The 24,599-nt window shown below is 69.3% G+C and carries 28 protein-coding genes and 1 pseudogene; 17 read left to right on the top strand and 12 right to left on the bottom strand.

The window, feature by feature from the left end; all coding sequences use genetic code 11:
• Window positions 1-165 precede the first annotated feature (165 nt).
• The 3 genes from ACFVM3_RS01425 to ACFVM3_RS01415 are packed head-to-tail and all read right to left on the bottom strand — an operon-like array spanning window position 166 to window position 2,971.
• Window positions 166-1,047 carry an oxygenase MpaB family protein gene (locus tag ACFVM3_RS01425; RefSeq protein WP_378434499.1) on the bottom strand — a complete coding sequence of 294 codons (882 nt, stop codon included), beginning with the start codon at window positions 1,045-1,047 and terminating at the stop codon, window positions 166-168.
• A complete protein-coding gene (locus ACFVM3_RS01420) occupies window positions 1,044-1,592 on the bottom strand; it encodes a TetR/AcrR family transcriptional regulator (RefSeq protein WP_192747670.1) in 549 nt (182 codons plus the stop codon). The genes ACFVM3_RS01425 and ACFVM3_RS01420 overlap by 4 nt, the downstream gene beginning before the upstream one ends.
• Window positions 1,589-2,971, bottom strand: a complete 1,383-nt coding sequence (locus tag ACFVM3_RS01415) for an amidase (RefSeq protein ID WP_378434497.1) — start codon at window positions 2,969-2,971, stop codon at window positions 1,589-1,591. Before ACFVM3_RS01415 ends, ACFVM3_RS01420 begins: the two co-directional genes overlap by 4 nt.
• 60 nt (window positions 2,972-3,031) lie before the next feature.
• Here ACFVM3_RS01415 and ACFVM3_RS01410 point away from each other — a divergent pair, with 60 nt between their 5' ends.
• A complete protein-coding gene (locus ACFVM3_RS01410; protein WP_378434495.1) occupies window positions 3,032-4,036 on the top strand; it encodes a D-cysteine desulfhydrase family protein in 1,005 nt (334 codons plus the stop codon).
• 78 nt (window positions 4,037-4,114) lie between these two features.
• Here ACFVM3_RS01410 and ACFVM3_RS01405 read toward each other — a convergent pair.
• Window positions 4,115-4,585, bottom strand: a pseudogene (locus tag ACFVM3_RS01405) (DUF998 domain-containing protein); the annotation flags it as partial.
• Window positions 4,586-4,719: 134 nt separating this feature from the next.
• Window positions 4,720-5,493: a protein phosphatase 2C domain-containing protein gene (locus tag ACFVM3_RS01400; RefSeq protein ID WP_378434493.1), complete on the bottom strand. Its 774-nt coding sequence runs from the start codon at window positions 5,491-5,493 to the stop codon at window positions 4,720-4,722.
• Window positions 5,494-5,554: 61 nt separating this feature from the next.
• On the opposite strand from ACFVM3_RS01400, the gene ACFVM3_RS01395 reads away from it, so the two are divergent.
• Together ACFVM3_RS01395 and ACFVM3_RS01390 are read left to right on the top strand one after the other, a co-directional pair.
• Window positions 5,555-5,764, top strand: a complete 210-nt coding sequence (locus ACFVM3_RS01395) for a sigma factor-like helix-turn-helix DNA-binding protein (RefSeq protein WP_004559389.1) — start codon at window positions 5,555-5,557, stop codon at window positions 5,762-5,764.
• Entirely contained in the window at window positions 5,764-6,288 is a 525-nt protein-coding gene (locus tag ACFVM3_RS01390; protein WP_378434491.1) for a Clp protease N-terminal domain-containing protein, read from the top strand. The genes ACFVM3_RS01395 and ACFVM3_RS01390 overlap by 1 nt, the downstream gene beginning before the upstream one ends.
• 77 nt (window positions 6,289-6,365) lie before the next feature.
• Here ACFVM3_RS01390 and ACFVM3_RS01385 read toward each other — a convergent pair whose 3' ends face one another.
• Complete coding sequence (locus tag ACFVM3_RS01385) at window positions 6,366-6,998, bottom strand: YitT family protein (protein WP_378434489.1); 633 nt, start codon at window positions 6,996-6,998, stop codon at window positions 6,366-6,368.
• Between the two features lie 61 nt (window positions 6,999-7,059).
• Here ACFVM3_RS01385 and ACFVM3_RS01380 point away from each other — a divergent pair, with 61 nt between their 5' ends.
• On the top strand, window positions 7,060-8,514 hold the full coding sequence (locus ACFVM3_RS01380; protein WP_378434487.1) for a PLP-dependent aminotransferase family protein: 1,455 nt from the start codon (window positions 7,060-7,062) through the stop codon (window positions 8,512-8,514).
• Between the two features lie 453 nt (window positions 8,515-8,967).
• Here ACFVM3_RS01380 and ACFVM3_RS01375 read toward each other — a convergent pair whose 3' ends face one another.
• On the bottom strand, window positions 8,968-10,026 hold the full coding sequence (locus ACFVM3_RS01375) for a hypothetical protein (protein WP_378434485.1): 1,059 nt from the start codon (window positions 10,024-10,026) through the stop codon (window positions 8,968-8,970).
• Window positions 10,027-10,392: 366 nt separating this feature from the next.
• On the opposite strand from ACFVM3_RS01375, the gene ACFVM3_RS01370 reads away from it, so the two are divergent.
• Complete coding sequence (locus ACFVM3_RS01370) at window positions 10,393-10,866, top strand: sigma-70 family RNA polymerase sigma factor (protein WP_378434483.1); 474 nt, start codon at window positions 10,393-10,395, stop codon at window positions 10,864-10,866.
• A 12-nt stretch (window positions 10,867-10,878) separates the two neighbouring features.
• On the opposite strand, the gene ACFVM3_RS01365 is transcribed toward ACFVM3_RS01370, so the two are convergent.
• On the bottom strand, window positions 10,879-12,042 hold the full coding sequence (locus ACFVM3_RS01365; RefSeq protein WP_378434481.1) for a pyridoxal phosphate-dependent aminotransferase: 1,164 nt from the start codon (window positions 12,040-12,042) through the stop codon (window positions 10,879-10,881).
• A gap of 29 nt (window positions 12,043-12,071) precedes the next feature.
• Here ACFVM3_RS01365 and ACFVM3_RS01360 point away from each other — a divergent pair, with 29 nt between their 5' ends.
• Complete coding sequence (locus ACFVM3_RS01360; protein ID WP_378434479.1) at window positions 12,072-13,370, top strand: DUF445 domain-containing protein; 1,299 nt, start codon at window positions 12,072-12,074, stop codon at window positions 13,368-13,370.
• Between the two features lie 301 nt (window positions 13,371-13,671).
• Here ACFVM3_RS01360 and ACFVM3_RS01355 read toward each other — a convergent pair whose 3' ends face one another.
• Entirely contained in the window at window positions 13,672-14,139 is a 468-nt protein-coding gene (locus tag ACFVM3_RS01355) for a CGNR zinc finger domain-containing protein (protein ID WP_378434477.1), read from the bottom strand.
• Window positions 14,140-14,231: 92 nt separating this feature from the next.
• Between ACFVM3_RS01355 and ACFVM3_RS01350 the strand changes: the two genes are divergently transcribed.
• From ACFVM3_RS01350 to ACFVM3_RS01340, 3 genes are read left to right on the top strand one after another with little or no spacing between them, the layout of a single operon-like run.
• Window positions 14,232-14,600, top strand: coding sequence for a VOC family protein (locus ACFVM3_RS01350; protein WP_378434475.1), 369 nt, complete (start codon window positions 14,232-14,234; stop codon window positions 14,598-14,600).
• Window positions 14,601-14,633: 33 nt separating this feature from the next.
• On the top strand, window positions 14,634-15,011 hold the full coding sequence (locus tag ACFVM3_RS01345) for a zf-TFIIB domain-containing protein (protein ID WP_378434474.1): 378 nt from the start codon (window positions 14,634-14,636) through the stop codon (window positions 15,009-15,011).
• Between the two features lie 2 nt (window positions 15,012-15,013).
• On the top strand, window positions 15,014-15,670 hold the full coding sequence (locus tag ACFVM3_RS01340) for an AAA family ATPase (protein WP_378434472.1): 657 nt from the start codon (window positions 15,014-15,016) through the stop codon (window positions 15,668-15,670).
• Here ACFVM3_RS01340 and ACFVM3_RS01335 read toward each other — a convergent pair.
• Window positions 15,635-16,765 carry a methyltransferase domain-containing protein gene (locus ACFVM3_RS01335; protein ID WP_378434470.1) on the bottom strand — a complete coding sequence of 377 codons (1,131 nt, stop codon included), beginning with the start codon at window positions 16,763-16,765 and terminating at the stop codon, window positions 15,635-15,637. The genes ACFVM3_RS01340 and ACFVM3_RS01335 overlap by 36 nt on opposite strands.
• A 151-nt stretch (window positions 16,766-16,916) precedes the next feature.
• On the opposite strand from ACFVM3_RS01335, the gene ACFVM3_RS01330 reads away from it, so the two are divergent.
• The 5 genes from ACFVM3_RS01330 (at window position 16,917) to ACFVM3_RS01310 (ending at window position 20,191) form a co-directional block, all read left to right on the top strand.
• Window positions 16,917-17,324 carry a helix-turn-helix domain-containing protein gene (locus ACFVM3_RS01330; protein ID WP_378434598.1) on the top strand — a complete coding sequence of 136 codons (408 nt, stop codon included), beginning with the start codon at window positions 16,917-16,919 and terminating at the stop codon, window positions 17,322-17,324.
• Window positions 17,321-17,995 (top strand): hypothetical protein, encoded by a 675-nt coding sequence (locus tag ACFVM3_RS01325; RefSeq protein WP_378434468.1) that lies wholly within the window; start codon window positions 17,321-17,323, stop codon window positions 17,993-17,995. Before ACFVM3_RS01330 ends, ACFVM3_RS01325 begins: the two co-directional genes overlap by 4 nt.
• 84 nt (window positions 17,996-18,079) lie before the next feature.
• Window positions 18,080-18,373 (top strand): DUF2516 family protein, encoded by a 294-nt coding sequence (locus ACFVM3_RS01320; protein ID WP_034310520.1) that lies wholly within the window; start codon window positions 18,080-18,082, stop codon window positions 18,371-18,373.
• A gap of 13 nt (window positions 18,374-18,386) precedes the next feature.
• Window positions 18,387-18,935 (top strand): YbaK/EbsC family protein, encoded by a 549-nt coding sequence (locus ACFVM3_RS01315; protein WP_378434467.1) that lies wholly within the window; start codon window positions 18,387-18,389, stop codon window positions 18,933-18,935.
• Window positions 18,932-20,191 (top strand): aromatic amino acid lyase, encoded by a 1,260-nt coding sequence (locus ACFVM3_RS01310; protein WP_378434465.1) that lies wholly within the window; start codon window positions 18,932-18,934, stop codon window positions 20,189-20,191. The genes ACFVM3_RS01315 and ACFVM3_RS01310 overlap by 4 nt, the downstream gene beginning before the upstream one ends.
• On the opposite strand, the gene ACFVM3_RS01305 is transcribed toward ACFVM3_RS01310, so the two are convergent.
• Together ACFVM3_RS01305 and ACFVM3_RS01300 are read right to left on the bottom strand one after the other, a co-directional pair.
• Window positions 20,188-20,904: an ABC transporter permease gene (locus ACFVM3_RS01305; protein WP_378434463.1), complete on the bottom strand. Its 717-nt coding sequence runs from the start codon at window positions 20,902-20,904 to the stop codon at window positions 20,188-20,190. The genes ACFVM3_RS01310 and ACFVM3_RS01305 overlap by 4 nt on opposite strands.
• Window positions 20,901-21,536, bottom strand: a complete 636-nt coding sequence (locus ACFVM3_RS01300; RefSeq protein WP_378434596.1) for an ABC transporter permease — start codon at window positions 21,534-21,536, stop codon at window positions 20,901-20,903. Before ACFVM3_RS01300 ends, ACFVM3_RS01305 begins: the two co-directional genes overlap by 4 nt.
• A 226-nt stretch (window positions 21,537-21,762) precedes the next feature.
• Between ACFVM3_RS01300 and ACFVM3_RS01295 the strand changes: the two genes are divergently transcribed.
• The 3 genes from ACFVM3_RS01295 to ACFVM3_RS01285 all read left to right on the top strand — a co-directional run bounded on the left by ACFVM3_RS01295 (window position 21,763) and on the right by ACFVM3_RS01285 (window position 24,597).
• The gene (locus ACFVM3_RS01295) at window positions 21,763-22,659 is read left to right on the top strand and encodes an ABC transporter substrate-binding protein (RefSeq protein WP_378434594.1); all 897 of its coding nucleotides are present in this window, start codon (window positions 21,763-21,765) and stop codon (window positions 22,657-22,659) included.
• Between the two features lie 405 nt (window positions 22,660-23,064).
• Window positions 23,065-23,499, top strand: a complete 435-nt coding sequence (locus ACFVM3_RS01290; RefSeq protein ID WP_034310528.1) for an SRPBCC family protein — start codon at window positions 23,065-23,067, stop codon at window positions 23,497-23,499.
• A gap of 99 nt (window positions 23,500-23,598) precedes the next feature.
• Window positions 23,599-24,597: an NADP-dependent oxidoreductase gene (locus ACFVM3_RS01285; protein ID WP_378434460.1), complete on the top strand. Its 999-nt coding sequence runs from the start codon at window positions 23,599-23,601 to the stop codon at window positions 24,595-24,597.
• The last annotated feature ends 2 nt before the right edge of the window (window positions 24,598-24,599 follow it).

Below are 24,599 nucleotides of genomic sequence, written 5' to 3'. Positions count from 1 at the left end.
CACCGGGGGGGGGGGGGGGGGGGGGCCCCCCCCCGGGGTGCGCAACCCCATTTTGGGCAAATGGGGTGGGGGCAATTTGGGATCCCCCGACACGCTCCGGCAAGGGACGCGGCGCCGACGCAGCGGAGCGCCCTTTCGTGGCCTGCTACCTTTGCCTGCCTCGCGCTAAAGGTGCGCACTTCCGGGGCCGGTGGTGCCGCCGAGGAAGCGATACGCGCGCGGATGCGCCCGGAACCAGACATTGAGCCTGCCGATCCGGCGCACGAGCGAAGACCGCAACGGCACCGGCACCAGCCCGCCGGCCAACCGCACCACCGCGCGGAACCGGTCGAACCGGCGCTGGTCCCGATCCGTCCACTGTAGACCGAGACGATCCCGCAGAGCGGGTGGCAACGTGGCGCGGATGACGAACATCTGCCCTCGATGCTGCCACCGTTGAAGCAGCGTCCAGCGTTTGTCGGGCAGCCATCGCCACGGTTTCTTCACCGTACGGATCGTTTCGAACAAGGTCGTGATCGTCTCGTTCGGGCCGAAACCGTCGATCATCTCCGCGTAGTACCGCTCGAATTCGGCCCACGTCGGTGGCATGTCCTGCTCGCGCAGGCCGAGGAGCCGTCCGACATCGCACATCTGCGCGTAGTACTCGTCCAATTCGGACGGAGTCATCGGGGTGCCATAGAATCGTTGTGTGTCAACGGGAACCATGACGAGCGTGGCGTGCACCCAGGCGTACGCGCGAGGGTTCAGCGCGCTGTAGCGGCGGCCTTCGTCGTCGACGCCGGTGAACGACCGGTGCAGCTCGCGCAGCCGGTCCGCCTCGTGGCGCGCGCCCTCGGGGCCGCCGTAGATGTAGATGGACAGCGACGCGGCCGTGCGCATGAGCCGGGTCCACGGATCTTCGACGTAGTCCGAATGGTCCCGCACCCCGGCCGCGACGACCGGATGCGCGACCTGCAGCACCAGCACCTGGCCTGCCAGCAGCCCGGCCCGGAAGTCGCCGAAGTACTTCCACGCCGCCGTCCCCTTGACGATCGGCGGCCCGCTCATGACGCGCCGCGGACGAGCATCATCAACGACTGCGCCACCCCGACGCCGTCGTCACCCGTGGCCAGCCTGCGCAACTGGAGTCCGGCGATCAGCGCGACCACGGGACCGGTCAGCCGCTCCGGGGACGGCACGCCGAGCGTTTTCAGGATCACCAGCGCCAGTTCGTCGTAGGCGGCGAAACACCGGGCGGCCGCGTCCTGGAGCCCGGGATCCCGCGCGGCCTGCAGGTACAGCTCGTGCGCGCCGAGTTCGTCGGTGCCGAAGGGCAGTTGTGCGATGACCTGCTCGACCACCGACGCGGCCTGCTCGACGCTCAAGCCCTGCTCGCGGTACGCGTCGACGAACCCGGTCAGCTTCGTGGTCTCTTCTTCGACGAACAGCAGCATCGCCTCGCGCAGCAACGCCGTCTGGCTGGGGAAGTGGTAGGTCAGCGTGCCGAGGGAGACACCGGCGGCGGTCGCGATCCGGCGGTTGGTCAGCCCGCCGACGCCCTGTTCCCCGACCACCTTGAGCGCGGCGTGGAGGATGGCTTCGCGGGTGTTCACCAAGCGGTCTCGGGTTTGCGGTCCTGCCACCGTTCGACCTCTTCCAGTTGCGCGGCCAGCGAGATCAGCCGTTCCTCGGCGTGCGAGGGGCCGAGCAGCTGCCCGCCGAGCGGCAGTCCTTCCCGGCTCAGTCCGGCGGGGACGTTGACACCCGGCCAGCCCAGCACGTTCCACGGCCAAGCGTAGGGGCACGCGGCGATCATGGCCTGATCGGTCTGCCAGCCGGAGAGCGCGTCGAAGCTGCCGATCCGCGGTGGTGGGGTGGCCGTCGTCGGCGTGAGGACGACGTCCACCCGGCCGAACACCGAGCCGATCTGCCGTTGCAGCAACGGTTCCGTCGCGCGGGCGAGCCGCAGCGCCGGCCCGGCCAGCACCGAACCCTGGCGGGCGTTGGCGCGCGTGCGCGGGTCGAGCCGCGTCTGGTCCGGGACGCGACGGGACCAGTCACGCACGCCGACGAGGGAACGCGGCAGGAAGGTGAGGCCGATCAGCCGGTAGCCGGGTTCGATCTCGACGATCTCGTGGCCGAGTTCGGCGAACCGTTCCGCGAGCCGGACGACGGCCGCGTGCGCTTGCTGGTCGAGCCGGGTCTTCGTTGCGGTGAAAGGGATCCTGGTGGAGAGACCGATCCGCAGGCGGCCCGGTTCACGGCGGGCGGCCGCCTGGAACGCGGTGCCGGTCCCGGCGGCGACGTCGAGCAGCAGGGCCGCGTCGGCGACGGTGCGCGCGAGCGGGCCGACCACGGTCAGCCCGTGGAAGAGTTCGCGTTCGGTCGGGACGCGGCCGCGCTGCGGTTTAATCCCGACCAGATCGGTCCACGCGGCCGGGATCCGGATCGACCCCGCCCCGTCGGAACCCAGCGCGGCGGCGATCACCCCCGACGCGATGGCCGCCGCCGCGCCGCCGGAGGAACCGCCCGGGGTGCGTTCGATGTCCCACGGATTGCGGGTCGCGCCGAACGCCGGGCCTTCGGTGAACGGCCACTGGCCGAGCTCCGGAGTGTTCGTCTTGCCGATGAGCACCGCGCCCGCCCGGCGAAGCGCGGCGACAGGTGGGGAGTCCGCCGTCGCGACGGCGAATTCGCCTTCGCAGCCGAACGCCGTCGGCAGGCCGGTGACGTCGAGGTCGTCCTTGATGGCGGTGGGAACGCCGAGCAGGGGAGCGGTTTCACCGGCGGCGAGCCTCCGGTCGGCCTCCTCCGCCTCGCGAAGGGCTTCTTCGGCGCGTAGACATTTGAAGGCGTTGAGAACGGGCTGGCTGGCCTCGGCCTTTTCGAGCGCCAGACGCGTGAGCTCGACCGATGTCGTGGCTCCGGTGGCGAGCAGCGAGGCCTGCTCGGTCAGTCCGGTGAACGCGAGGTCCGGTTTCGAGGTGGTCATGGCTCCCCCTGCACGTCTCGTTCGTTCAAACGAACGATACCACCGGGTAGCGTGACGCGCATGAACCTCGATCGTTTCCCCCGCGTCGACCTCGGTGGCTACCCCACGCCGCTGCATCCGGCACCGCGGCTGGGCGAGGCCCTCGGCCTGCCGAATCTGCTGCTCAAACGGGACGACGTGCATCCGCTCGGCGCCGGCGGGAACAAACTGCGCAAACTCGAGTTCCTGCTCGGCGCGGCGATCGAAAGCGGCGCCGACACGGTGATCACGTTCGGCGCGCTTCAGACGAACCACGGCCGCCAGACCGCCGCGGCCTGCGCGAAGCTCGGATTGCGGTGCGAGCTCGTGCTGACGGCGAAGGTTCCTCGCGAAGGGGACGCGTACGAACGGTCCGGCAACGTCTCCCTCGATCACCTCTTCGGGGCGAACGTGCACATCTGCCGCGACGGCGAGGAGACCGGCAGGACCTACGAGCGGCTGATCACCGAGGCCGCGGCCGAGGGGCGCGAGGTGGCCACGTTCCCGGTCGGCGGTTCCGACGGCATCGGGGCGCTCGGGTACGTGGCGGCCGCGCGGGAGATCGCCGGGCAGCTCGGCGAGCTGGGCGTCACCAAGGCGCGGCTGGTCGCCCCGCACGCCAGCGGCGGGACCTCCGCTGGGCTCATCGTCGGAACGGCGGACCTCGACTGGCTGACGCTGGACATCGCCTGCGTCAGCCATCCGGTCGACGAGGCGCTCGACAACCTGGCCGACCTCACCATCGCCGCCTCCGTACTGCTCGGGAGCGAGCCGCCGTCACTCGATGGCCTGCGCATCGACGACCGCACGATCGGTCCCGGGTACGGGATCCCGACCGCCGGAACGTGGGACGCGGTGCGGCTTTTCGGCCGGACGGAAGGGATCGCGCTCGATCCCGTGTACACCGGCAAAGTGGGTGCCGCGCTGGTCGAGTGGGCCGCCGAAGGCCATTTCGCGCCCGACGAGCACGTTGTCTTCCTGCACACGGGCGGTCTGCCCGGCCTCTACGGGTACGCGCCCGAATTCGCCGACGCGGTGCGGCGCTGACGCGACCTTCAGCATCCCGGCGATCAGGATCACGTGCGCCACCAGCGAAACCCGCTGCATGACGCCGACCGGCGCGATGTCGGTCAGCGTCATGAAGAACGGGATGTCGGACAGGCGCACGAAGATGAAGCTGAGCCCGAAGACGATCAACCCCGCCGTGCTGCCCCACGCCAGGCGGCCGACCAGCTTGGCCGCGGGCGTGCCGCGCAGGTTGTCGCGCAGGGTGAACCCGGCGGCGGGCAGGCTGAGGAACGCGATGAGGCAGGCGTACAGGTGGATCTCGCCGCTGACCGGATCCGGGAATTCGGGGTAGCTCGCCGGGAAGATCGCGGCCGCCGCCAGCCCGAGCGACCACAGCACGAACAGCAGTTTCGTGGTGCGGCTGAGCGGGATCCCGGCCGCGGCCAGCGCGCCGAGCGCGGTGAGCGAGCCGATGGACAGGGAGAGCACGCTGGCGCCGAGCATGCCCGTGCCGCGGTCGACGTAGGCGTAACTGGACAGCGTGTCGAACACCGGATCGCGTGAGCTGATCAGGTGGAGCACGACCATGGTGAACAGTGCCCAGCCGATGGCCGCGCCCGACGCGATCAGCCAGGGCTTGGTCCGCGATCTCTCCCCAGGGAACGTCATGCGTCCAGCGTGCTCGCGCGGGCGCGGATTTCCGATCCGGGAAGCCCCCGGTTTTACCCTGGGGCTACCCCGAAGTCGACGAGTACCAGTAGCTGGTCATCGTGTCTTTTCGCGCGGGGCCAGCGCTCGCCGTCCGGGTCCTGTTTCTCCGCCGTGCGCACCGCGTCGAGGACGGCGTCCGGACCGCGCTCCCGGCTGATGGCGAGCACCTCCGGCCAGTCGAACAGGTCGTATTCGTCGACGCCGATCGCGACGCCGTCCGTCGCCAGCAGGAGAGCGTCGACCTCCGAGCGCGGCCAGCTGCGGCGGACGGCCTCGGCGGCGGCCTTGGGTTCCGCTTCGGCGACCCAGAAGCCGTCCGGGGCGTTGCGTTTCGCACGGACGTCGGCGCCTGTGCGGAGCTGGCCGCCTTCGCGCAGCGAGACCAACCTGTCGTCGGTGAGCGGGTCGGTGCCGGAAGGGCCGAAGGCGATGATCGGGCTGTCGGCGAGCACCAGTCCGTCGACGGTGTCGTCCGTCCAGCGCGCGATCGCGACCGTGCTCGACGGCGATCGTCCCGGTTCGAGGCCTTCGCGGTTGGCGACGTCGGCGATCGATTCGGCCAGTAGCACCGCGAGGTCGGCCTGGGGTTCCGCGCTCAACGCCCGCGACAGGCTGTGCACGAGCAGGCTCGCGTACCAGCCGCCGGACGGCAGATCCGGCCGCGGCGCGGTCGCCCCGTCGAGTACCACCACGGCGTTGCCGAGTACGGCGACGTGGTCTTCGGTCGGGCGCGTCGCACCGTCGGCGCCTACTCCGTCCCTTTCGGCCACTGCGATTTCGACCATGACCCGACCCTAACTGTCAACCGAGGTTGACGTGGCGGAGATGTCAACGTAGGTTGACATCATGACCGAAGCGACAGATCTGGCCGCGCGAGCCGGCGACCGTGATCCCCGGGTGGGATTGCGCGCCGTCGCCGCCTTGCGCCGGCTGTTGGAACAACTCGAAGCCGTGCAGGTCCGCAGCGCGCGGGTGCACGGCTGGTCCTGGCAGGAGATCGCCGCCGAGCTGGGGGTCAGCAGGCAAGCGGTGCACAAGAAGTACGGGAGGCACTGATGTTCGAACGCTTCACCACCGAAGCCCGCGAAGTCGTCGTCGGGGCCCAGCGTGTCGCGTCGGACGAAGGGGCCGGAAACATCGACCAGCTGCACTTGTTGACGTCCCTCGCCCGGCACACCGGTGTGCTCGCCGCGCTGGGATGCCCGGCGGACGAGCTGGCCGACGACCTCCGCCGCGTCCGGCGGCGGGGCGGGATGAGCGACGCCGATGTCGAAGCCCTGAGCGGTTTCGGCATCGACGTCGAGCACATCGTCGAGCGGGTCGAGCAGACCCACGGCCCCGGCGCGCTGACCGGTGGTCGTCGTGTCGGGCGCGGTCACCGGCCGTTCACGCCGGAGGCGAAGAAGGTGCTGGAGAGGAGCCTTCGCGAAGCCATCGATGTCGGCGGCAAGCGGATCGAAGGCGAGCACCTGCTGCTCGCGCTGACCGCCGTCCCCGGTGTCGCGGCCGACGTGCTCGCGCAGCGGGGCATCGACTACCTCGCCGTCCGCCGCCTGCTTGAGCAACGGGAGGCCAGCTGATCCCGCTTCACGTAACTCGCGTGATCAGAGGCGTAACTCACGTGCTTGGGCGCCGCACACGCGAGTTACGCCTCCGATCACGCGCGGGGGCGCTCCCGCCAGATGACGTACGGCAGGAAAGCCTGCGTCAGCGGTCCGATCGCGAGCGCGTAGAGGACCGTGCCGACACCGACGGTGCCGCCGAGCAGCCAGCCGGCGGCCAGGACGGTGATCTCGATGAGCGTCCGGACGAGCCGGATCGACTTGCCCGTCCGCGCCGAGAGTCCGGTCATCAGCCCGTCGCGCGGGCCGGGGCCGAGCCGCGCGCCGACGTAGACCGCGGCGCCGAGGCCGTTGAGCACCACGCCGGCGACCAGGTTGACGATCTGCCAGCCGAGCACGTCCTGATCGGGCAGGAAGAGGCGCACGAAGTCGACCGTGAGCGAGATGACCACGATGTTCGCGACGGTGCCGATGCCAGGTCGCTGCCGCAGGGGGATCCACAGCAGGAGCACCAGCACCGACGCGATCGCGGTGACCGTGCCGAACGAGAGGCCGGTGATCTTCATCAGCCCTTCGTGGAGCACGTCCCACGGGTCGAGGCCGAGCCCGGACCTGGTCAGCATGGCCATGCTGGCGCCGTAGAGGACGAGCCCGGCGACGAGCTGGACCGACCGGCGGGTGGTGTCCTGGGAGATGCCGACGGGCCTGAGGTCGAGTTTGAGTGCCACGAGTCCACCATCAGGGGTAAGTGGCTATCTTGACCATGGCCAATCTGGAACAATTGGCCTTATGGAACCGCTGATCCCGCTGACTGGACGCGTTTCGGGCCCGAAATTGGCCATTTTGCTGGGGAACTGGCGGCGGAGTGGTTCTCGACACGGTGCCGCGGATCTCGCGGCGGCCGTCGAGCTGCTGGTCCTCGACGGCAGGCTCCCGCTCGGCACGAAACTCCCGGCGGAACGGGAGCTCGCCGACGCGCTGGAGGTCAGCCGCACGCTGATCGGCGCCGCGTTGGACAAGTTGCGGGCCGACGGTCTGGTCGCCAGCCGCCGTGGGGCGGGCTCGTGGATCGCTTCTCCGGGCGGCCGGGGCCGCGACGCGATTCTGCCGACCGGCGAGGACCTCATCGACCTCGCGCAGGCCTGTCCGCCCGCCGTCGCCGGCCTGGTCCCGGCCGTCGACGCCGCGCGGAAGGCACTGGTCGACCATCTCGGCGAGAACGGCTACGAGGTGCGCGGACTGCGGGTCCTGCGCGAGCGGATCGCCCGCCGCTACACCGAACGCGGGCTGCCGACCAACGCCGATCAGGTGATGATCACCAACGGTGCGCATCACGCGTTCGTGCAGGTCCTGCGGATGCTGGCCGGTCCGGGCGACCGGGTGCTGGTCGAGCAGCCGACGTATCCGAACTCGCTGGAGGCCATCGGCGCCGCGCACGCCATCCCGGTGCCGGTGCCGCTCGACCCGGCCACCGGCTGGGACATCGTCGGGATCGAGGCCGCGCTGCGGCAATCCGCGCCGAGGCTCGCGTATTTCGTCGTGGACTTCCAGAACCCGACCGGTCTGCGCATGGACGCCGACAGCCGTCAACGCCTCGCGGCCGCGCTGAACCGCGCCCGCACCCCGGCGATCGTCGACGAAACACTGGTCGAGCTGGACCTCGAAGGCGATCCGGTCGACGGTCCGCCGCCGCTGGGCGCGTACCTGGGCGACCTCGGCATCACGATCGGCTCGGCGTCCAAATCGCATTGGGCGGGCCTGCGGCTCGGCTGGATCCGCGCCTCCGAGGACGTCATCGGCAGGCTGATCGCGGCCCGGTTCGCCGTCGACCTGGGGTCACCGGTCTTCGAGCAACTCGTCCTCGCCGAACTGCTCGACGACGGCGGGGCCGCGCTGGCGCACCGCCGTCAGGAGACGCTGGCGCTGCGGGACGCGCTGACCGGGGCGCTGAACTGGTACTGCCCCGAGTGGACGTTCACCGTGCCGCGCGGCGGGCTTTCGCTGTGGTGCCGTCTGCCGGAGCCGATGAGCACGCGGCTGGCCGTCGCCGCGGCGGGCCACGGGGTCCAGGTGGCGCCGGGCTCGCGGTTCGGTGTCCACGGTGGACTGGAGCGCTGGCTGCGCCTGCCGTACGCGCTTCCGGCCGAACGGCTTTTCGAGGCCGTGCGGCGGTTGGGCACGGCCGCCGCTTCGGTGGCCGCGACCCCCGCCACGGCCGCCCCCGTCACCGTCCAGGTCACCTGACCCGGGGTTGGAAACGGAAATAGCCGGTGCGCCGGCGGGGCGGCCGATGCTCCAGGGAGGGCATCGGCGCCGCGCGACCAGCGCACCGGCTATCCGGCCCGCCCCGAGGCCGAAACCTCGGGACGGGCACCGCGGCGGTTACCCGGCACAGCCCCTCGACGTGCCGGGAACCGCCCGCGGTTCAGGCGGGCTTCGAGCTTGATCGGCTCCTGCTCGGCGCGGTGAGCAGAAGCCCCCGAAGTCCACCCGGTGCTGGTCCCGGCGCCGCAGGGGCAGCGCGGCGCCGGGGCCGGGATCCGAACCGGCCGGGCGCGGTCGGCCGTTCGGGAGACAAAGGGGATGCCTGAACGAGGGCAGGCGGAAAAGCGGCTTGCGCCGGGCGGATCAGCGGACGTCGAAAACCCGAAGTTGATCTTGGTTTGGACGTGGTTCTCCCCGGCGACCCCGGTCAGGTCAGTCGGGGGAGGTGGCGGGAAGCGCGGCTTCCCTGCCGGTGCGCTCGCCTTCGTGATCGCAGCCGGTTCCGATGAGCTTCAGCTGCGTGGCGGGCATGCCGGAGTCGAGCACGGCGAGCGGCCCGCGGCCGCCGCCGGTGTTGTCGTGCCCCGGCTGGGCGGTCGTCGTGGGCGCGATCGGGGCCACCGGGGTGTTCGGCAGGCCACCGCCGCCGCCCGAGCCGCCGCCGTCCGGGGACGCGTGCGTGTCGGATTCGGCGGGCGCGGGCGGAGCGGGCTGGGCGTCGCTCTTGACCCGGACGGGCAGGGTGACGCGGTGGTTCTGGCCCGCTGTCACCGGAACGGGGCTCTCGGCGGGAACGACCGGGCGCGGGGCCGGAGCGGCAGGTGCGGGGGCGTTCTCCGTGACGACCTTGGCCGGGACGGCGATGGTGACCGAGCCGCCTGCCGACTCGCCGGAGCCGCCGCCGAAGACGGGGTCGAGCATGTCGCCGGTGCCCGGCAGGATCACCGGGGCGCCCGAGCCGCAGCACGGATCCGGCGTGATGATCGGCGCGACGACCTGGTCGCCGATCCCGTCGACGACGCCGCCGACGGTGTGGACGACGCCGCCGACCGTAGTGGTGACGACATTCAGCACGCCGCCGATGAGGCCGCCCAGCAAGCCGTTGGACGGCTGGGATTTCGCGGTCTTCGTGACCGGTTCAGGAGAAGAAACCGCCTCTTCCTCCACAGTGGCCTCAGGCTCCTCGTGGACAACGGGAGCGGGCTCTTCCTGATCGGATTCAGTGGTCTCAGCGGGTTTCGCGGTTTCGGGCGCGGTGGAGTCCGAAGTGGACTCAGTGGACTTCTCGGGAGTGGTCGTTTTCCCGGATCCCGTTTCGTCCGCGGGCTGGACCACGGAGGTTTCCGGAGTCACGGGCGTTTTTTCGTCGGCCGAAGCCGGGGTGCTCAGCACGGCGCCGAGGATCCAGCCGGTGAGCACGAGTCCGCCCGCGAAAAGAATTCGCTTCGGGGCGGAGAGGCCGCCACGGCGCACGACTGCCGTACCACTCACAGCAATCACCACCGTCCGCGCCTGAAACCCACGTTTCCCGCGTGAGTTCGATCTTGCTTGGGGTCTCTTCCGGTCAGGTCGCAGTTCCCCCGGGGCTGCACCAGTTTTAGCACCGGAGGGGAGTGTTTCACTTCAGCCGCCGCCGATCCAGCCCGTTAGGCGGAACGACGCAACCGGCTCCGGTGCCCGGAGTACCGGTGTTGATCACTCTCGGTATGGACCCGGCGGCCATCCGGGGAGGGGTGGAACTACTCAAATCCTCGGTGACCTGACCTTTTCGGGATCCCCGCTGCGGTGCGTGTCGTCGAAGTCGCGTTCGGTGATCGGCGCGGCGGACGCGAGCCGCCGGGAGGGAAGGGGTCCGGGATGTGGGACGTGAACGCGCTGTCGGCGACGGTGCTCAGGACGTTGAAGGCGTACCGGCTGAGCGAAGCCGACGCCAGGGATGTCTGTCAGGACGCGTGGCTGGAACTGCTTCGCGCGCCCGGCGTCCTACGCGACGAAGCGAAGCTCGGTGCTTGGCTGACGACCACCGCGCGGCGCCGTGCGCTCCGGATGATCTCCAGGAACAGGCGCGAAACGCCGCGTCCGCTGCCCGATGCGGAGACGACCCCGGAAGCCGAGGTCGTCCGTGCCGAACGTGATCGCGCGCTCTGGGCGGCGGTCGATCGGCTGCCGGATTCGCATCGGCGGATGATCCGGCTCCTCGCGTACCGGCCGGAGTTGTCCTACGCCCAGCTCGCGGGTGAGCTGGGCATCAGTCCGGCCAGTGTGGGCAGGCTGCGAAGACGGTGTCTGGACCGGCTCAGACGGACACTCGAAAAGAGCGGCTGGGCGTGAACATCGGACGAGTCACCGAAGTTTGCGCAATCGGGTGACCGCTTCGTCGATGACCTCGTTGCGTTTGCAGAACGCGAAACGCAGGAGGTGTTTCCACTCGTCCGGGTGATCGGTGAACACCTTTACGGGCACGGCCGCCACGCCCACCCGTTCGGGGAGTTCCCAAGCCAGTTCCGCGGCGTCGTCGAACCCGAGCGGCCGGACGTCGACGCAGACGAAGTACGTCCCGGCGGTCGGCCGGACCGCGAACCCGGCTTCCGCGAGCCCCGAAGCGAGCCGGTCCCGCTTGCCCTGGAGGCTCGTGCGCAGGTCTTCGGCCCACGGCAGTTCGTGGTCGAGCGCGTGGGCGACGGCGGGCTGGAACGGGCCGCCCGAGACGAAGGTGATGAACTGCTTCGCCGCCTTCACCGCCGCGACCAGTTCGGGGCTCGCACAGACCCAGCCGATCTTCCAGCCGGTGCAGTTGAACGTCTTGCCCGCGCTGGAGATCGAGACGGTCCGGCCGCGCATACCGGGGAAGGTCGCCAGCGGCAGGTGCTCGGCGTCATCGAAGACCAGGTGCTCGTACACCTCGTCGGTGATCGCGATCAGGTCGTGCGTCACGCAGAGCGCGGCGACGGCTTCCAGCTCGGCGCGGGTGAACACCGTGCCGGTCGGGTTGTGCGGCGAGTTGATCAGGATCGCCCTCGTCCGGTCGGTCACCGCGGCGCGCAGGCCCTCGATGTCCAGTGCGAACCGGCCGTCGCGTTCCACCAGGCCGACGACACGCCGTTCCGCACCCGCCATGGCGACCGCGGCCGCGTACGAGTCGTAGTAGGGCTCGATGACGATGACCTCGTCACCCGCCTGGGTCAGCGCGATCAGCGACGCCGCGATCGCTTCGGTGGCGCCGGCGGTGACCAGGATCTCCGTGTCCTGGTCGTACGCGGTGCCGTACCGCAGCCGGTGCCGCGCGATCGCCGCGCGCAGCTCGGGACGCCCCGGGCCCGGCGGATACTGGTTCGCACCCCCGAACAGCGCGTTCTTGGCGGCTTCGAGCATTCCGGCCGGCCCGTCGGTGTCGGGAAAACCCTGGCCGAGGTTGACGGCTTCGTGGCGGACGGCCAGTGCCGTCATCTCCGCGAAGATGGTCGACGTGAAGGGCTGGAGGCGGGGTACGAGGACAGGTTCGCGCACGATCAGCCATCCTCACGGACAATGGCCGTGTGGAGCAACTGACGCCCGCCAAGGTGACCCCAGCCGATCCGCCCGGTGGAACCGCCGCGGAGGAGGAAAAGGCGCGCGGCCTGCGCAAGATGAAGATGGTCGCGCTGTCGTTCCTGCTCGGCGCGACGGTGATCTTCCTGCTGACCAGCTGGGCCGAAGCCGCGGGCTGGCCGGCCTGGGTCGGCTACGTCCGCGCCGCCGCCGAAGCCGGGATGGTCGGCGCGCTCGCCGACTGGTTCGCGGTGACGGCGCTGTTCCGGCATCCGCTGCGGATCAAGATCCCGCACACCGCGATCATCCCGAACAAGAAGGACGCCCTCGGCAGCAGCCTCGGTGACTTCGTCGGCTCGAACTTCCTTTCCGAGACCGTGATCCGCGAGAAACTGAGCCGGGTCGAGGTCTCGAAGCGGCTCGGCGGCTGGCTTTCGCAGCCCGCCAACGCGGAGCGGGTGACGTCGGAGCTGGCCACTGTTGTACGTGCGGCGGTCAAGGTGCTCCGCGACGAAGACGTCCAGGCGATCATGGAACAGGCCGTGGTCAAGCGGATCGTGGACAAGCCGTGGGGTCCGCCGCTCGGCAAGATCCTGGCGGGCGTTTTCGCGGACGGGGCGCACCACAAGCTGGTGGACCTGATGTGCGACCGCGCCTACGAATGGGTGCGGGACAACCACACGACGATGCTGCGCGTGGTCTCGGACCGGGCGCCGAGCTGGTCGCCGAAATTCGTCGACGAGATGCTCGCGGACAAGGTCTACGGCGAGGTGCTGTCCTTCGTCTGGGCGGTGAAGACCGACGTCAACCACCCCATGCGGCTGGCGCTGGACAAGTTCCTCGGCGAGTTCGCCCACGACCTGCAGACCGACCCCGAGGTGATGGCGCGCGCCGAGCAGGTCAAATCCCAGATGCTGGGGCACGACGAGGTGCAGAAGCTGATCGGCTCGGCATGGGCGACGGCGAAGGAGATGCTGCTCAACGCCGCCGAGGACCCGTCGAGCGAGCTGCGACGCCGGGTGCGAACCGGCCTCGAGACCCTCGGCGGCAGGCTGGTCTCCGACGACCACATCCGGTCCAAAGTGGACACCTGGGTGGAGGGCGCGGCGGCCTACGTGGTCACGCACTACTCCAAGGAGATCACCACGATCATCACCGACACCGTGGAGCGCTGGGACGCCGAGGAGACCTCGCGCAAGATCGAGCTCCAGGTCGGCCGGGATCTGCAGTTCATCCGGATCAACGGCACGGTGGTCGGCGCGCTCGCCGGGCTGGTCATCTACACGGTCGCGCAGCTGCTCTTCTGAGCGGCCGCGTCTATACCACACTCCGGAGGCCTCGCCGGGAGTTGTCCACAGGAAGTGGAGTCATCCCCAGGGTTATCCACAGCTTTTCACGTTTTTGGCCTAACGGTGTGCACAACCCCTGGGGGTAACTCGGGGGTGGGTGACACCAGAAGTTGTGGTCGTTCGGGTGCCTCGGTTTCCCGGGGTGGGCCGGCGCCGGGGTGGCGCGGGCTGAAAGGGCCCATCACCGCATACGACGCGACGAAAGCGCCCTTCGCCGCATCTCACGCGGTGAAGGACGCTTTCAGCACACGCCGCGGGCTCAGGTCGAGATGTCCGCCGTCCGCGCACGCCAGGCCCGCGCCTTCTCCCGGTTCCCGCAGGCCCGCATCGAGCACCACGTCCTCGACCGGTTCCGCGACTCGTCGTAGAACGCCCACAGGCAGTCGTCCGCCGGGCAGATCTTGAGCCGGATCCATTCGCCGAGCACGGTCAGCCGGGTCGACGCCGCCATCACCGCCTCGCAGACCGTTTCCGAGACCAGCAGCGGGCCTTCCGGGCCGAGGACGATCTCCGCCGGCGCGCGCAGGCCGGGCCGCGGGAGCCGCGGGTCGCCGATCGCGGCGCGCAGGGCGTCCCGGGTTTGGCGTGCGGCCGCGGGGGTATCCGCGCGAAGCCGGTGATCCCGGGCCCAGTGCTGCCAGGACTCCAGATCGTCCAAGAGGTCGGTGCCGCGTTCGACGTTCACCGTGTTCAGAAACTCGACCACCAGGGACGCGTCGGTGTTCACCTCGCCCAGTGTACGGGCGAGACCTGTTGTCATCGGCGTCGATAACCCGCATACTCGGTTCACTGGTTACTCGATCTTCTGGAGGCTGAACCATGGGTGCGGTACCGACCTTCGGCGCGGTGGCCCTCGACTGCCCGGACCCGGTCGCGCTGGCGGAGTTCTACCGCGAGCTGCTCGACTGGCAGGCGGCCGAAGTCGCCGAAGACGGCCATTGGGTGACCCTGCGGAATCCGGAGGGCGGCGCGCGGTTCTCGTTCCAGCGTGTGCCCGACTACCGGCCGCCCGCGTGGCCGTCCGCAGAGAACCCGCAACAGGCCCACGTCGACCTCGACGTCATCGACCTGGAGGCCGCTCACGAGCGCGCGCTGAAAATCGGCGCGAAGCTGCTCGACGACTCCCCGGAGACCTTCCGGGTGTACGCGGATCCGGTCGGGCACCCGTTTTGTCTGTGCGCCTGCTGACCTCGGACCCGAAAAATGCGTAATCTCTGATACGTGATTTGTCCGAAGTGCCAGAACGTCATGAAGACCGTCGACAAGAACGGCATCCACATCGACCAGTGCCAGGGGTGCCGCGGCATCTTCCTGGACAGGGGTGAGCTGGAAGCCATCGCCGGTGCCGAGAACTCGTACTACGCCGGTGGGCACCAGCCGCCCCCGCCGTACCAGGGAGGTGGACACGCGCCGGCGCCGCACTACGGACGGCCGGACTCCCCGCGGCCGCATCGCGGCGGCTACGCGGACTCGCCGAAGGGCTACCGGGGTGGTTACGCCGACTCGCCCAAGGGTTACCGCGGCGGTTACGCGGACTCGCCCCACGGTTACGGCCACAAGCGTCGTAAGGGCGGCTTCCTCGAGGGCCTCTTCGACTGACCGTGGTCCTCGATCTCAAGATCTGCCCGGCCTGCGGTGATCGCGCCGAACGGCCACGAGTCGAGAGCGGGCTGCTGGTGTGCGCGGTATGCGCGCACCAGTGGCCGTTCCGGCGCCTCCCGCTCTTCGCGCTGACCGGGCCGAGCGGTGCCGGCAAGTCGACGGTCGGGCCGCGGCTCGCGGAACGGCTCGGCGATCTCGCGCTCGTGGTCGAGCAGGACGTGTTGTGGACCGGGGCGTTGCGTGACGACGTCCCCGGCCATCCCGCGTTCCGCTCGACCTGGCTGCGGATGGCGGCGATGCTGCACCAGAATGGGCGACCGGTCGTGCTCTGCGGCACCGTCGCGCCGCCCGAGTTCGAGCGGCTGCCCGAGCGCGTCTTCTTCTCCGATATCCACTACCTGGCCCTCGTCAGTGAGCCCGACGCCCTACGCAAGCGTTTGCTCGCCCGGCCCGCCTGGCGCGAGTGGGACGAGGAGCGGGTCGAGGAGATGCTGGAGTTCAACGAGTGGCTGCAAGCGGAAGCGCCCTCGATGGATCCGCCGGTCGAGTTGTTCGACACCACCCACATCCCGGTGGACGACGCCGTCGACCACGTCGAGAAGTGGGTGCGGGGCCTGCTGTCAGTGACGCAACGGCCAAATGCGGCCTTCGGGTGAATCCAGCCAGATCACCTGGTCTTCGCCGTCGAGGCTGAGCCCGAACCGGTCCCGACCCGGCTCGCCGAGGCCGAGCCAGTCCTCGTGCGCCGCCTCGACGATCTCCCAGAGTCGCCGTGGGCCTCCTTCGGCCACTTCGAACTCGCTGCCCCGCTGTCGATGCCGCATCCATGAGCCGTCCGGATGGACCAGCGTGGTGCTCTGGCCTACTCGCGCGGCCGTCACGCCCGGAAGGTGGAGCCCGGCGAAGAACTCGAAGCGGCTGCGGGGTTCGGTGAGCACGCCCATCGACAGCCGTGTCGGCCGCCAGGAGACATCGCCCTCGAGCGCCTTCGACGGCTTGAAGCGGTGCGCGCGCAGCGGCATGAAGCGACCGTCGCGGGCGAGCACCCGCCCATGTCCCGTCGCGCCTTCGCCCGCGACGATCCGGACGAGCCCGCCGCCGATCGGCCGGTTCAGCGTGGTGACGATCAGCCCGCCCGGCATCGTCTGCTCCAGCCACGCGGGCGGGATCGACGACACCGAACAGGTGCACAGCACCCGGTCGTAGAGCACGCCCGCCGGGAACCCTTCGGCGCCGTCGGCCGCCGCGCACGAGGGCGCGTACCCGATCTCCGTCAAACGTTTGCGCGCGGCATCGACCAGGTCCGGATCGATGTCCACTGTGTACACGAGCCCGGAACCGAGCCGATGGCACAGCAGAGCGGTGTTGTAACCGGTGCCCGTGCCGATCTCCAGCACGCGATTCCCGTCGGCGACCCGGAGCTCTTCGAGCATGATCGCCATGATCGCCGGCTGACTGGACGAACTGGTCGGCGTTCCCGGCTGGGCGCCGAGATAGCGCGCCCGTTCCCAGAGCCCGGAGTCGTCGTCGAGCTGGACGACCAGCACGTCCGGGGAGTACACGCGCCGGAGCCACTCCTCGTCGCCGCTTTCGACCGCGGCCCAGCCGTTCGCCGCCGGGACGAAGAACCGCGGCAGGAAGACGTGTCTCGGCACGGAGCGGAACGCGGACATCCAGCGCGCGTCGTGCAGTACGCCCTCGGCGAGCAGATGCTCGACAAGGCGCCGCCGCAGCCGCGTCGCGTTCGACATCCCCCCACGGTAGCGGGGTGAGCACCACCACACCCGATGGTTGCAAGCAGAGTGCTTGCAATTGCTAGCACCCGCGCGTAGCGTTGAAGACGTCGCGAGGAGGTGACCGATGTCAGACATCGACCGGGATCAGCCCGCATCGGGTGGGCCGATGGAGAAGGTCGCGGACATCGCTTCCGACATCGGCGAGTACATCCGCCAGCAGCGCAGTAACGCGAAGATCTCCTTGCGGCAGCTGTCGAAACTCGCCGGCGTGTCCAATCCGTACCTGAGCCAGATCGAGCGCGGGGTCCGCAAGCCCAGCGCGGAGATCCTCCAGCAGATCGCCAAGGGCCTGCGCATCTCGGCCGAGGCGCTCTACGTGCAAGCGGGAATCCTCGATCTGCCCATGGGCGGCCCGGTCGGCGACGCGATCCGCGCCGACACCGAGCTGACCGAACGGCAGAAGCAGGTCCTGCTCGACGTCTACGAATCGTTCCGCCGAGAGAACGCCGCCGCGAAGCCAGAGCCGGTGGCGCCAACCCCAGAACAAGCCGCCGAATCCAAGGAGTCAGCATGACCACGGCCACCAAGAACGACCGCAAGCACACCGCCCTCGACCAGGTCCGCACGCCGCTGCTGGCCGCACTGGGTGCCGGCAACCTGGCTGGCCAGGCCGTCGTCGACGCCGTGTCGAAGGCCAAGGAGAAGGTCGTCGAGGGCAGCGAGACCGCCCGAAAGAACATCGAAGAGCTCCCGCACGACGTCGAGGGTCTCCGCGAGAAGCTGGACCCGGCCGAGCTGCGCAAGGTCATCGACGAGTACACCGAAGCCGCGCTGAAGCTGTACAACAAGCTTGCCGAGACCGGTGAGCAGGCGTGGGACAAGATCGCCGCGCAGCCGCAGGTCAAGAAGGCCATCGAGCAGCTCGAGGACGCGATCAGCACCGCGCAGGACCGCGTCGAGGGTGCGACCACCGACGCCCGTGAGCGCATCGACACCGTGCTCGGCAAGGTCACCAAGGGCACCCGTTCCGCCGGCGAGAAGACCGCCCGCAAGGTGACCGAGGTCGCCGGCGAAATCGCCGACGAGGTCGAGGAGATCGGCGACGACCTCGCGCACGAGACCCGCTCGGCTTCGCGCAAGGTCGCCAACAAGACCGCGCCGAAGACCACGACCACCGCGCGCCGCACCACCACCAGCCCGGCCGCCAAGAAGCCGGCCACCGCGCCGAAGACCACCGAGAAGTAAGGTCCGCGTGAACTCCAGGGCCCCTGGCGCTGCTTCGGTGCCGGGGGCCCGGGTCATTCGCCCGGTTTGACGTAAGCTGAGTTCGTGTTCGTTGCCACCTGGATCCTCATCGCCATCCATTGGGGCGGCGCGCTGACGGGGCTGTTCGCTTTCGTGCATGCGCTGTTGCAGCGCGCGGACGCGTACTCGGCCGCCGATCGGAAGACCAAGCCCATCTGGATGCTCATCACCGGCGGCTCGACCGTGGTGCTGACCTTCTTCCAGTTCTACGGCGGCGGCATGATCCTGTGGCTGCCCGCACTGGTCGCGGTCCTGGTCTACCTCGTGGACGTCCGCCCCAAGCTCATCGAGGTGCAGCGCGGCGGCCGCAACTGGTGATTATGGTGGGCTTGTGACTGACTGGACCATCGCTGGAACCCTCACCGTCGTCCCCGCCCTCTCCCGCACGGACCTGATCGCCGAGCCCGTCGCGAAGGCGCTCGCCGCCCTGCCCGATCCAGACGCCGTCGGTGTCGTCGAGATCGACGCCGAGCTGGCCGACACCGCCGCCTTCTGCGAGGCGTACGGCTCGCCGCTTTCCGCGTCCGCGAACTGTGTCGTCGTCGCCGGCAAACGCGCTGGCGAGGTCCGCTTCGCCGCCGCGATGATCCTCGCCACCACCCGCGCCGACGTGAACGGCGTGATCAAGCGCCGTCTCGATGTCCGCAAGGCCTCCTTCGCCCCCATGGACGAGGCCGTCTCGCTCACCGGAATGGAGTACGGCGGCATCACGCCGGTCGGCCTGCCCGCGGAGTGGCCGATCGACCAGCGCGTCGCCGACGAACCCGAACTGGTCATCGGCAGCGGTATCCGCGGCGGCAAGCTGCTGATCTCGGGCCCGACCCTCGCGTCACTGCCCGGCGCCGAGGTGATCGACGGGCTCGCGCGCCCCGTCGAGTGAGACTGTCTACAAAGGACTTCCCGCTGGCTGCGGCCTTCGAGGCCGGGTTCCTCGAAATCGACCCCGCGTTGCTGGCGAGGCTCGGCGAGAACCGCGCCCGCGTCGAGCGCGCACAGCGGAACCCGCTGATCGGCCGCGCCGTCGGCGGCCCGCCCTGGCTTTCGGCCGACGAAGTGCGGTGGCTGCTGCTGGTGTGCCTGCGGGACCTCCTCGCGCCCGAGGCGCGTGCGAGCCCGGAGCTGGTGACGTTCCTCGTCGACCGGCTGAACGAGGGCTTCACCCCCGCCGTGCCGCGGACGGGGCTGGGCGGCGCCGGCGAGATCATCCCGCTGGCGCACACCTTCCAGACCTTCCTCGGCGTCGGCACCGTGCTGGTGGACGGCGTCGAGACGCCTGCGGCGGAAGTGCTGGCGGAGCCGTACGAGCCGGGCCTCGAGGAGGCCGCGACCCTCATCCAGGGCTCGCCACTGGCCGAGACACTCGCCGCCTTCGGGCGCACCGAGGTCCAGCAGGTGGCGGACCTCCAGACGCTGACCGCCGCGATCGCGATCGACATCATCGGTGCGCCGCAAGCGCTCTATCGCCCCGCGTTGGCGGGGGACGACCAGGTGCTGGAGTCGGTGCTGTACGAAATCGGCGGCTTGCTCGACAGTGCCTCGGTACGCCCGGAAGTCGTACAGGCACCGGTCTCCGTGCGCGTCGCGCCGCGGGTGATCGCCCGGCTGACGCGACTGAACGGCGAGTTGGACGCTGCCCTGCGGCGTTCGGTGCCGACCGGTTCACCCGTCGACCTCGGCCCGCGGATGGACGCGGTGACCGCGGCACTGGTGCATCTCGGTGAGGTGAGCGTGCGACGGACGCACCGGTTGCTCGCGGTGGATCCCGGACCGCGGGCTGGACTGCTGCTGTTGCGCGAACGGGCGGTGGGGGAACTGCACGCGCTGCGGCGGCAGGCGGATTCCGGCGACACCTTCGGCGGGCAGGAGGAGGCGCAGGCGTTCGCCTTGGCGGCGGGGAGCCGGCTTCGTGACGCTTGTGCGCGGATGTTCGCGATCACGGCCTGCGAGCTGCTCACGGGTTCGCAGACGCGATTCCTGGCGCCAGGGGATGGTTCGCCCCGGCTCCGTGCCGCTTACGAGTGGCTGAGTGGGCTCGTTCCGCCGCTCAAGGAGGACCGGCCGCTCGGGCCCGAGGTGACCGCGTTGATCGCCGTACTGCGGGATTCGTACTTCAACGATCTGTCGACGTTGGACTAGGTTCGGGCATCCGCGCGGGACTGGATCGCCAGCCCGCGTGGGGTCACCCAACGCGTGACGAGCGCGAAAGCGCCTTCGCACACCAAAGCCAGTATGACGACCGCGATGCCGCCCGCCAGGATCTCGCCGTGGCCGGGTTCTCCGAGGGCGAAACCGTCCACAATGTACCGACCGAGCCCACCGCCGTCGTTGACGATCGCGCCGATCGCGACCGTCGCCACCAGTTGCAGGAACGCGACGCGGGCACCCGCGAGGATCACCGGCGACGCGAGCGGCAACTCCAGGCGCAGCATGATCTGCCACTCGCGGTAACCGGTTCCGCGCGCGGCGTCGACGGTTTCCTGCGCCAGCTGGATGACGCCCGCGTAGGTGTTCGTGAACAACGGTGGCAGCGCCAAGGCCACCAGCGCGAGCATCAACGGCCAGAAACTCGTGTCGGCCCCGAACCGGGCGGCCAGGAACCAGAACAGGATCACCAGCCCGAAGCTGGGGATCGCGCGGCCGATGTTCACCGCGCTCGTGGCGAGGAACTGCGCGCGGCGGTAGTGCGCCAGCCACAACGCGGGCGGGATCGTCAGCACGGCCGAGATCGCCAGTGCCAGCAAGGAGAACTGCAGATGCTCGACCGTCCGGTACGGAACGCCCGCCGGATCCGTCCAGCTCCAGCGGTTCGGTTCGCCTAACCACTCGATGGCCTGGTCGATCATGCTCATCGCGACGCCGCCTTCCGCGACCACGGCGCGAGCGCGCGCCCACCGAGCCACAGCAGCAGATCCACCACCACGGCCAGCGCCACGGAAAGCGTGACACCGACGATGATCGACGTCGGGTTCGGCGTCGCGGTCTGGATCCCGTTGCGGATGAAGTACCCGAGACCGCCCTTGCCGAGCAGGGAAGTCACCGTCACGAGCCCGATCGTGGTCACCGCCGCGACCCGCAGGCCCGCGATCACCACCGGCAGCGCGAGCGGGAGTTCGACCTGCCACAGCAACCGCGAACGCGTGAAACCCATGCCTATCGCGGCTTCGCGGACTTCCTTGGGCACTTGTTCGACACCGGTGACGATGTTGCGGATGAGGATCAGCAACGTGTACGTGGCCAAAGGAATCACCGCGGTGGTGAAGGACGTCAGACCGGTGAAGGGTACGAGCAAGGCGAAGGCGCCGAGGCTCGGGATGACGTACAACGACCCCGCCGTGCTCAGCGCGATGACGTAGAACCACCTGCGGCGCAGGGAAACGACGGAAACACCGACCGACACCACCAGCCCGATGGCGAGCGCTGCCGCCGTCAGCGTGATGTGCTCGCCGAGCCGCTCGAAGATCTCGTCGAGATGGCGGTCCACCCACCGCCACTCGAAGAGCGGCCGTCCGCCTTGGGCGGGAACGGGGAACGCGGAGGATGCTCGCACCGGCCGACCTTACCCCGATCGGGCGGCCGGATTCCGTTCTCTGGGAGCGGACGGGGCGCAACTCTCAAAATGTGGATTCTTGTCGTGGCCCGGGGCTACGGTTCATTCCTCTGACGAGTCATAGGAGTGTGTGCACGTGCGCTGGACACGGAATGTTCGAGTGGGCGCGGTGCTCGCCGCCGCCGTCCTCGGTATGACCGCTTGTGGGGGCGGAGAAGAAGCGGCTGCCCCGGCCGCGCCGACCAGGGGCGGGGCACCGATCGTGATCGCCTCCTTCAACTTCACCGACAGCGTGATCCTCGCCGAGCTGTACGCGAACGCGTTGGAGGCCGAGGGTTTCCCGGTCACCCGCAAGCTGAACCTCACGACGCGCGAGCTGACCTACCCGGCGCTGAAATCCGGCGAACTCCAGTTCATCCCGGAGTACCAGGGCGCCGCCATCACCACCGGATACGGCAAGGAAGCCGCGAAGGACGCGCAGGCCCAGCACGAGCAGCTCAAGAAGTTGTTCGAGCCCGACGGCATCGCCCTGCTGGAGCAGTCGCCGGCGGAGAACAAGAACACCTACATCGTGAAGGCCGACCTCGCCAAGGAGAAGGGCCTCGCGAAGATCAGCGACCTGTCCAAGCTCGACAACGTCATCGTCGCGGGCGGGCCGGAGTGCGCGGAGCGGCTCCCCTGCTTCAAGGGCTTCACCGAAGTCTACAAACTGAAGGCCACCTTCCAGACCGTGCAGGAGGCGGGCCCGCGCGTGGAGCAGCTGCGGTCCGGCAAGGTCACCGTCATCCCGGTCGACTCGGTGAGCCCGCTCGTCGGCGACCCGCAGTTCGTGGCGCTGGAAGACGACCTCGCCATCGTGCCGACCGAGAACGTCGTGCCCGCGGTGAGCAAGAAGGTCCTCGACGAGCGCGGCGCCGACTTCGTGGCCGCGGTCAATGCCGTGAGCAAGGCCCTCGACACGGCGCAGCTGCGTGAGCTGAACAAGCGCGTCGACTCGGACGGCGAGAAGCCGGCGGACGTCGCGAAGGAGTGGCTGAAGGAGAAGTCCCTCATCTAGGCGCCCGCGAGTGCCATGAACGGTCCGTTCCTTGCAAATTTCGCAAGGAACGGACCGTTCATTGCGTTCGGGGTGCCGCGCGCGTGGGGGCGGCTCCCGAACGGTGTGCCGACGTTGCGAAAGCCAAAATATGAAACGTAAAGCTATAGAAAATAGAGTTAGCTAAACAGTGTAAGGTACTAGAACACAGCTTAGCCGCAACAAGGAGCGGCGTGGGAGACATCTGCTGGGACGTTGCGAAAGCCACTTTCGCAACGTTCAAGGTTGCGAAAGTGGCTTTCGCAACACGGTGTCCTGCCCTGGACCGGCTTCGCGCCACACCTCGGAGGAGGGGCGCCCGCTCCGGCTGCGAGCACCGGTGGAATCGTGGACGCTGTCGTTGCACCACGGGTGAAAGGGAGTGGGATGGGAAAGGTCACGGCCATCGCGGAGCGCACCATCGAGGCGCCGGCGGACAAGGTCAGGGCGCTCGTCGCGGACTACGCCGAAACCCGGCCGAAGCTGCTGACGGAGCACTACCGCGACTACGAGGTCACCGAAGGCGGGGTCGGGGCGGGCACGAAGGCGCGCTGGAAGCTGCAGGCCACGTCGAAGCGCGTGCGTGACGTCGCGGCGACGGTGACCGAGCCGTCCGAAGGCACCCTCGTCGAGACCGACGCGAACTCCAGCATGGTCACCACCTGGACCGTCCGCGAGGTGCCGGACGGCAGCGTCGTCCGCATCGAGACGACCTGGGACGGCGCGGGCGGCATCGGCGGCTTCTTCGAGAAGACCTTCGCGCCCGGCGGGCTCAAGCGGATCTACGAGGGAGTTCTCGGCAAACTCGCCGAGGTCGTGTAGTGCTCGCCACAACCGGAATGGTCGCCCCGGTTCGCTCGTTGTACCCGGCGTGAATACGGGGCGACCGCCCCGCTTGAGCGACAGACTTGGAGTTACCTCGTGAACGCAACCGAGATCCGGCTCGCCTCCCGTCCGCACGGCGTCCCCACGCTCGAGAACTTCGAGATCGCCGACGTCGAGATCCCGGTTCCGGGCGAAGGGCAGATCCTGGTCCGCAACCAGGTGCTGAGCGTCGACCCGTACATGCGTGGCCGGATGAGCAGCGCGAAGTCCTACGCCGAACCGTACGAGGTCGGCAAGGTCATGCACGGTGGCGCCGTCGGTGAGGTGCTCGAGTCCACCGTGGACGATTTCAAGCCCGGCGACATCGTGTTGCACGGCCTCGGCTGGCGTTCGCACGCCGTCGTCGCCGCGAAGCACGCGGTGAAGGTCGACCCCGAAGCCGCGCCGGTCACCGCGTACCTCGGCGTCCTCGGCATGACCGGGCTCACCGCGTACGCCGGCCTGCTCGACGTCGCGGAGTTCAAGGAGGGCGACACCGTCTTCGTGTCCGGCGCGGCGGGGGCGGTCGGTTCCGTCGTCGGTCAGCTGGCGAAGCTGAAGGGCGCGAAGCGCGTCATCGGCAGCGCGGGCACCGACGAAAAGGTCAAGTGGCTGACCGACGAGCTGGGCTTCGACGCGGCGTTCAACTACAAGGACGCCCCGGTCGTCGAGCAGCTGCGCGCGGCGGCGCCCGAGGGCATCGACGTGTATTTCGACAACGTCGGCGGCGAGCACCTCGAAGCGGCGATCGACTCGATCAACCTGCACGGCCGGATGGCGATCTGCGGGATGATCTCGGTCTACAACAACACCGAACCGGCCGCGGCGCCGCGCAATCTCGCGTCGATCATCGCGAAGCGGTTCACCATGCGCGGCATGCTGGTCGGCGACCACTACGCGCTGCAGCCGCAGTTCGTGAAGGAGGTCGCGCCGTTGGTCGCCTCCGGTGCGCTCAAGTATTCGGAGACCATTGTGGACGGTATCCGCAACGCACCGCAGGCCTTCCTGGACCTGCTGGGCGGGGCGAACACCGGCAAGATGCTGGTCCGCGTCTGACC

Origin of the sequence: Amycolatopsis sp. NPDC057786 (genome assembly GCF_042797905.1) — a bacterium.
GTDB lineage: Bacteria > Actinomycetota > Actinomycetes > Mycobacteriales > Pseudonocardiaceae > Amycolatopsis.
Note: the sequence above shows the minus strand (reverse complement) of the source record. Positions and strands in the feature narration are given on the sequence as shown.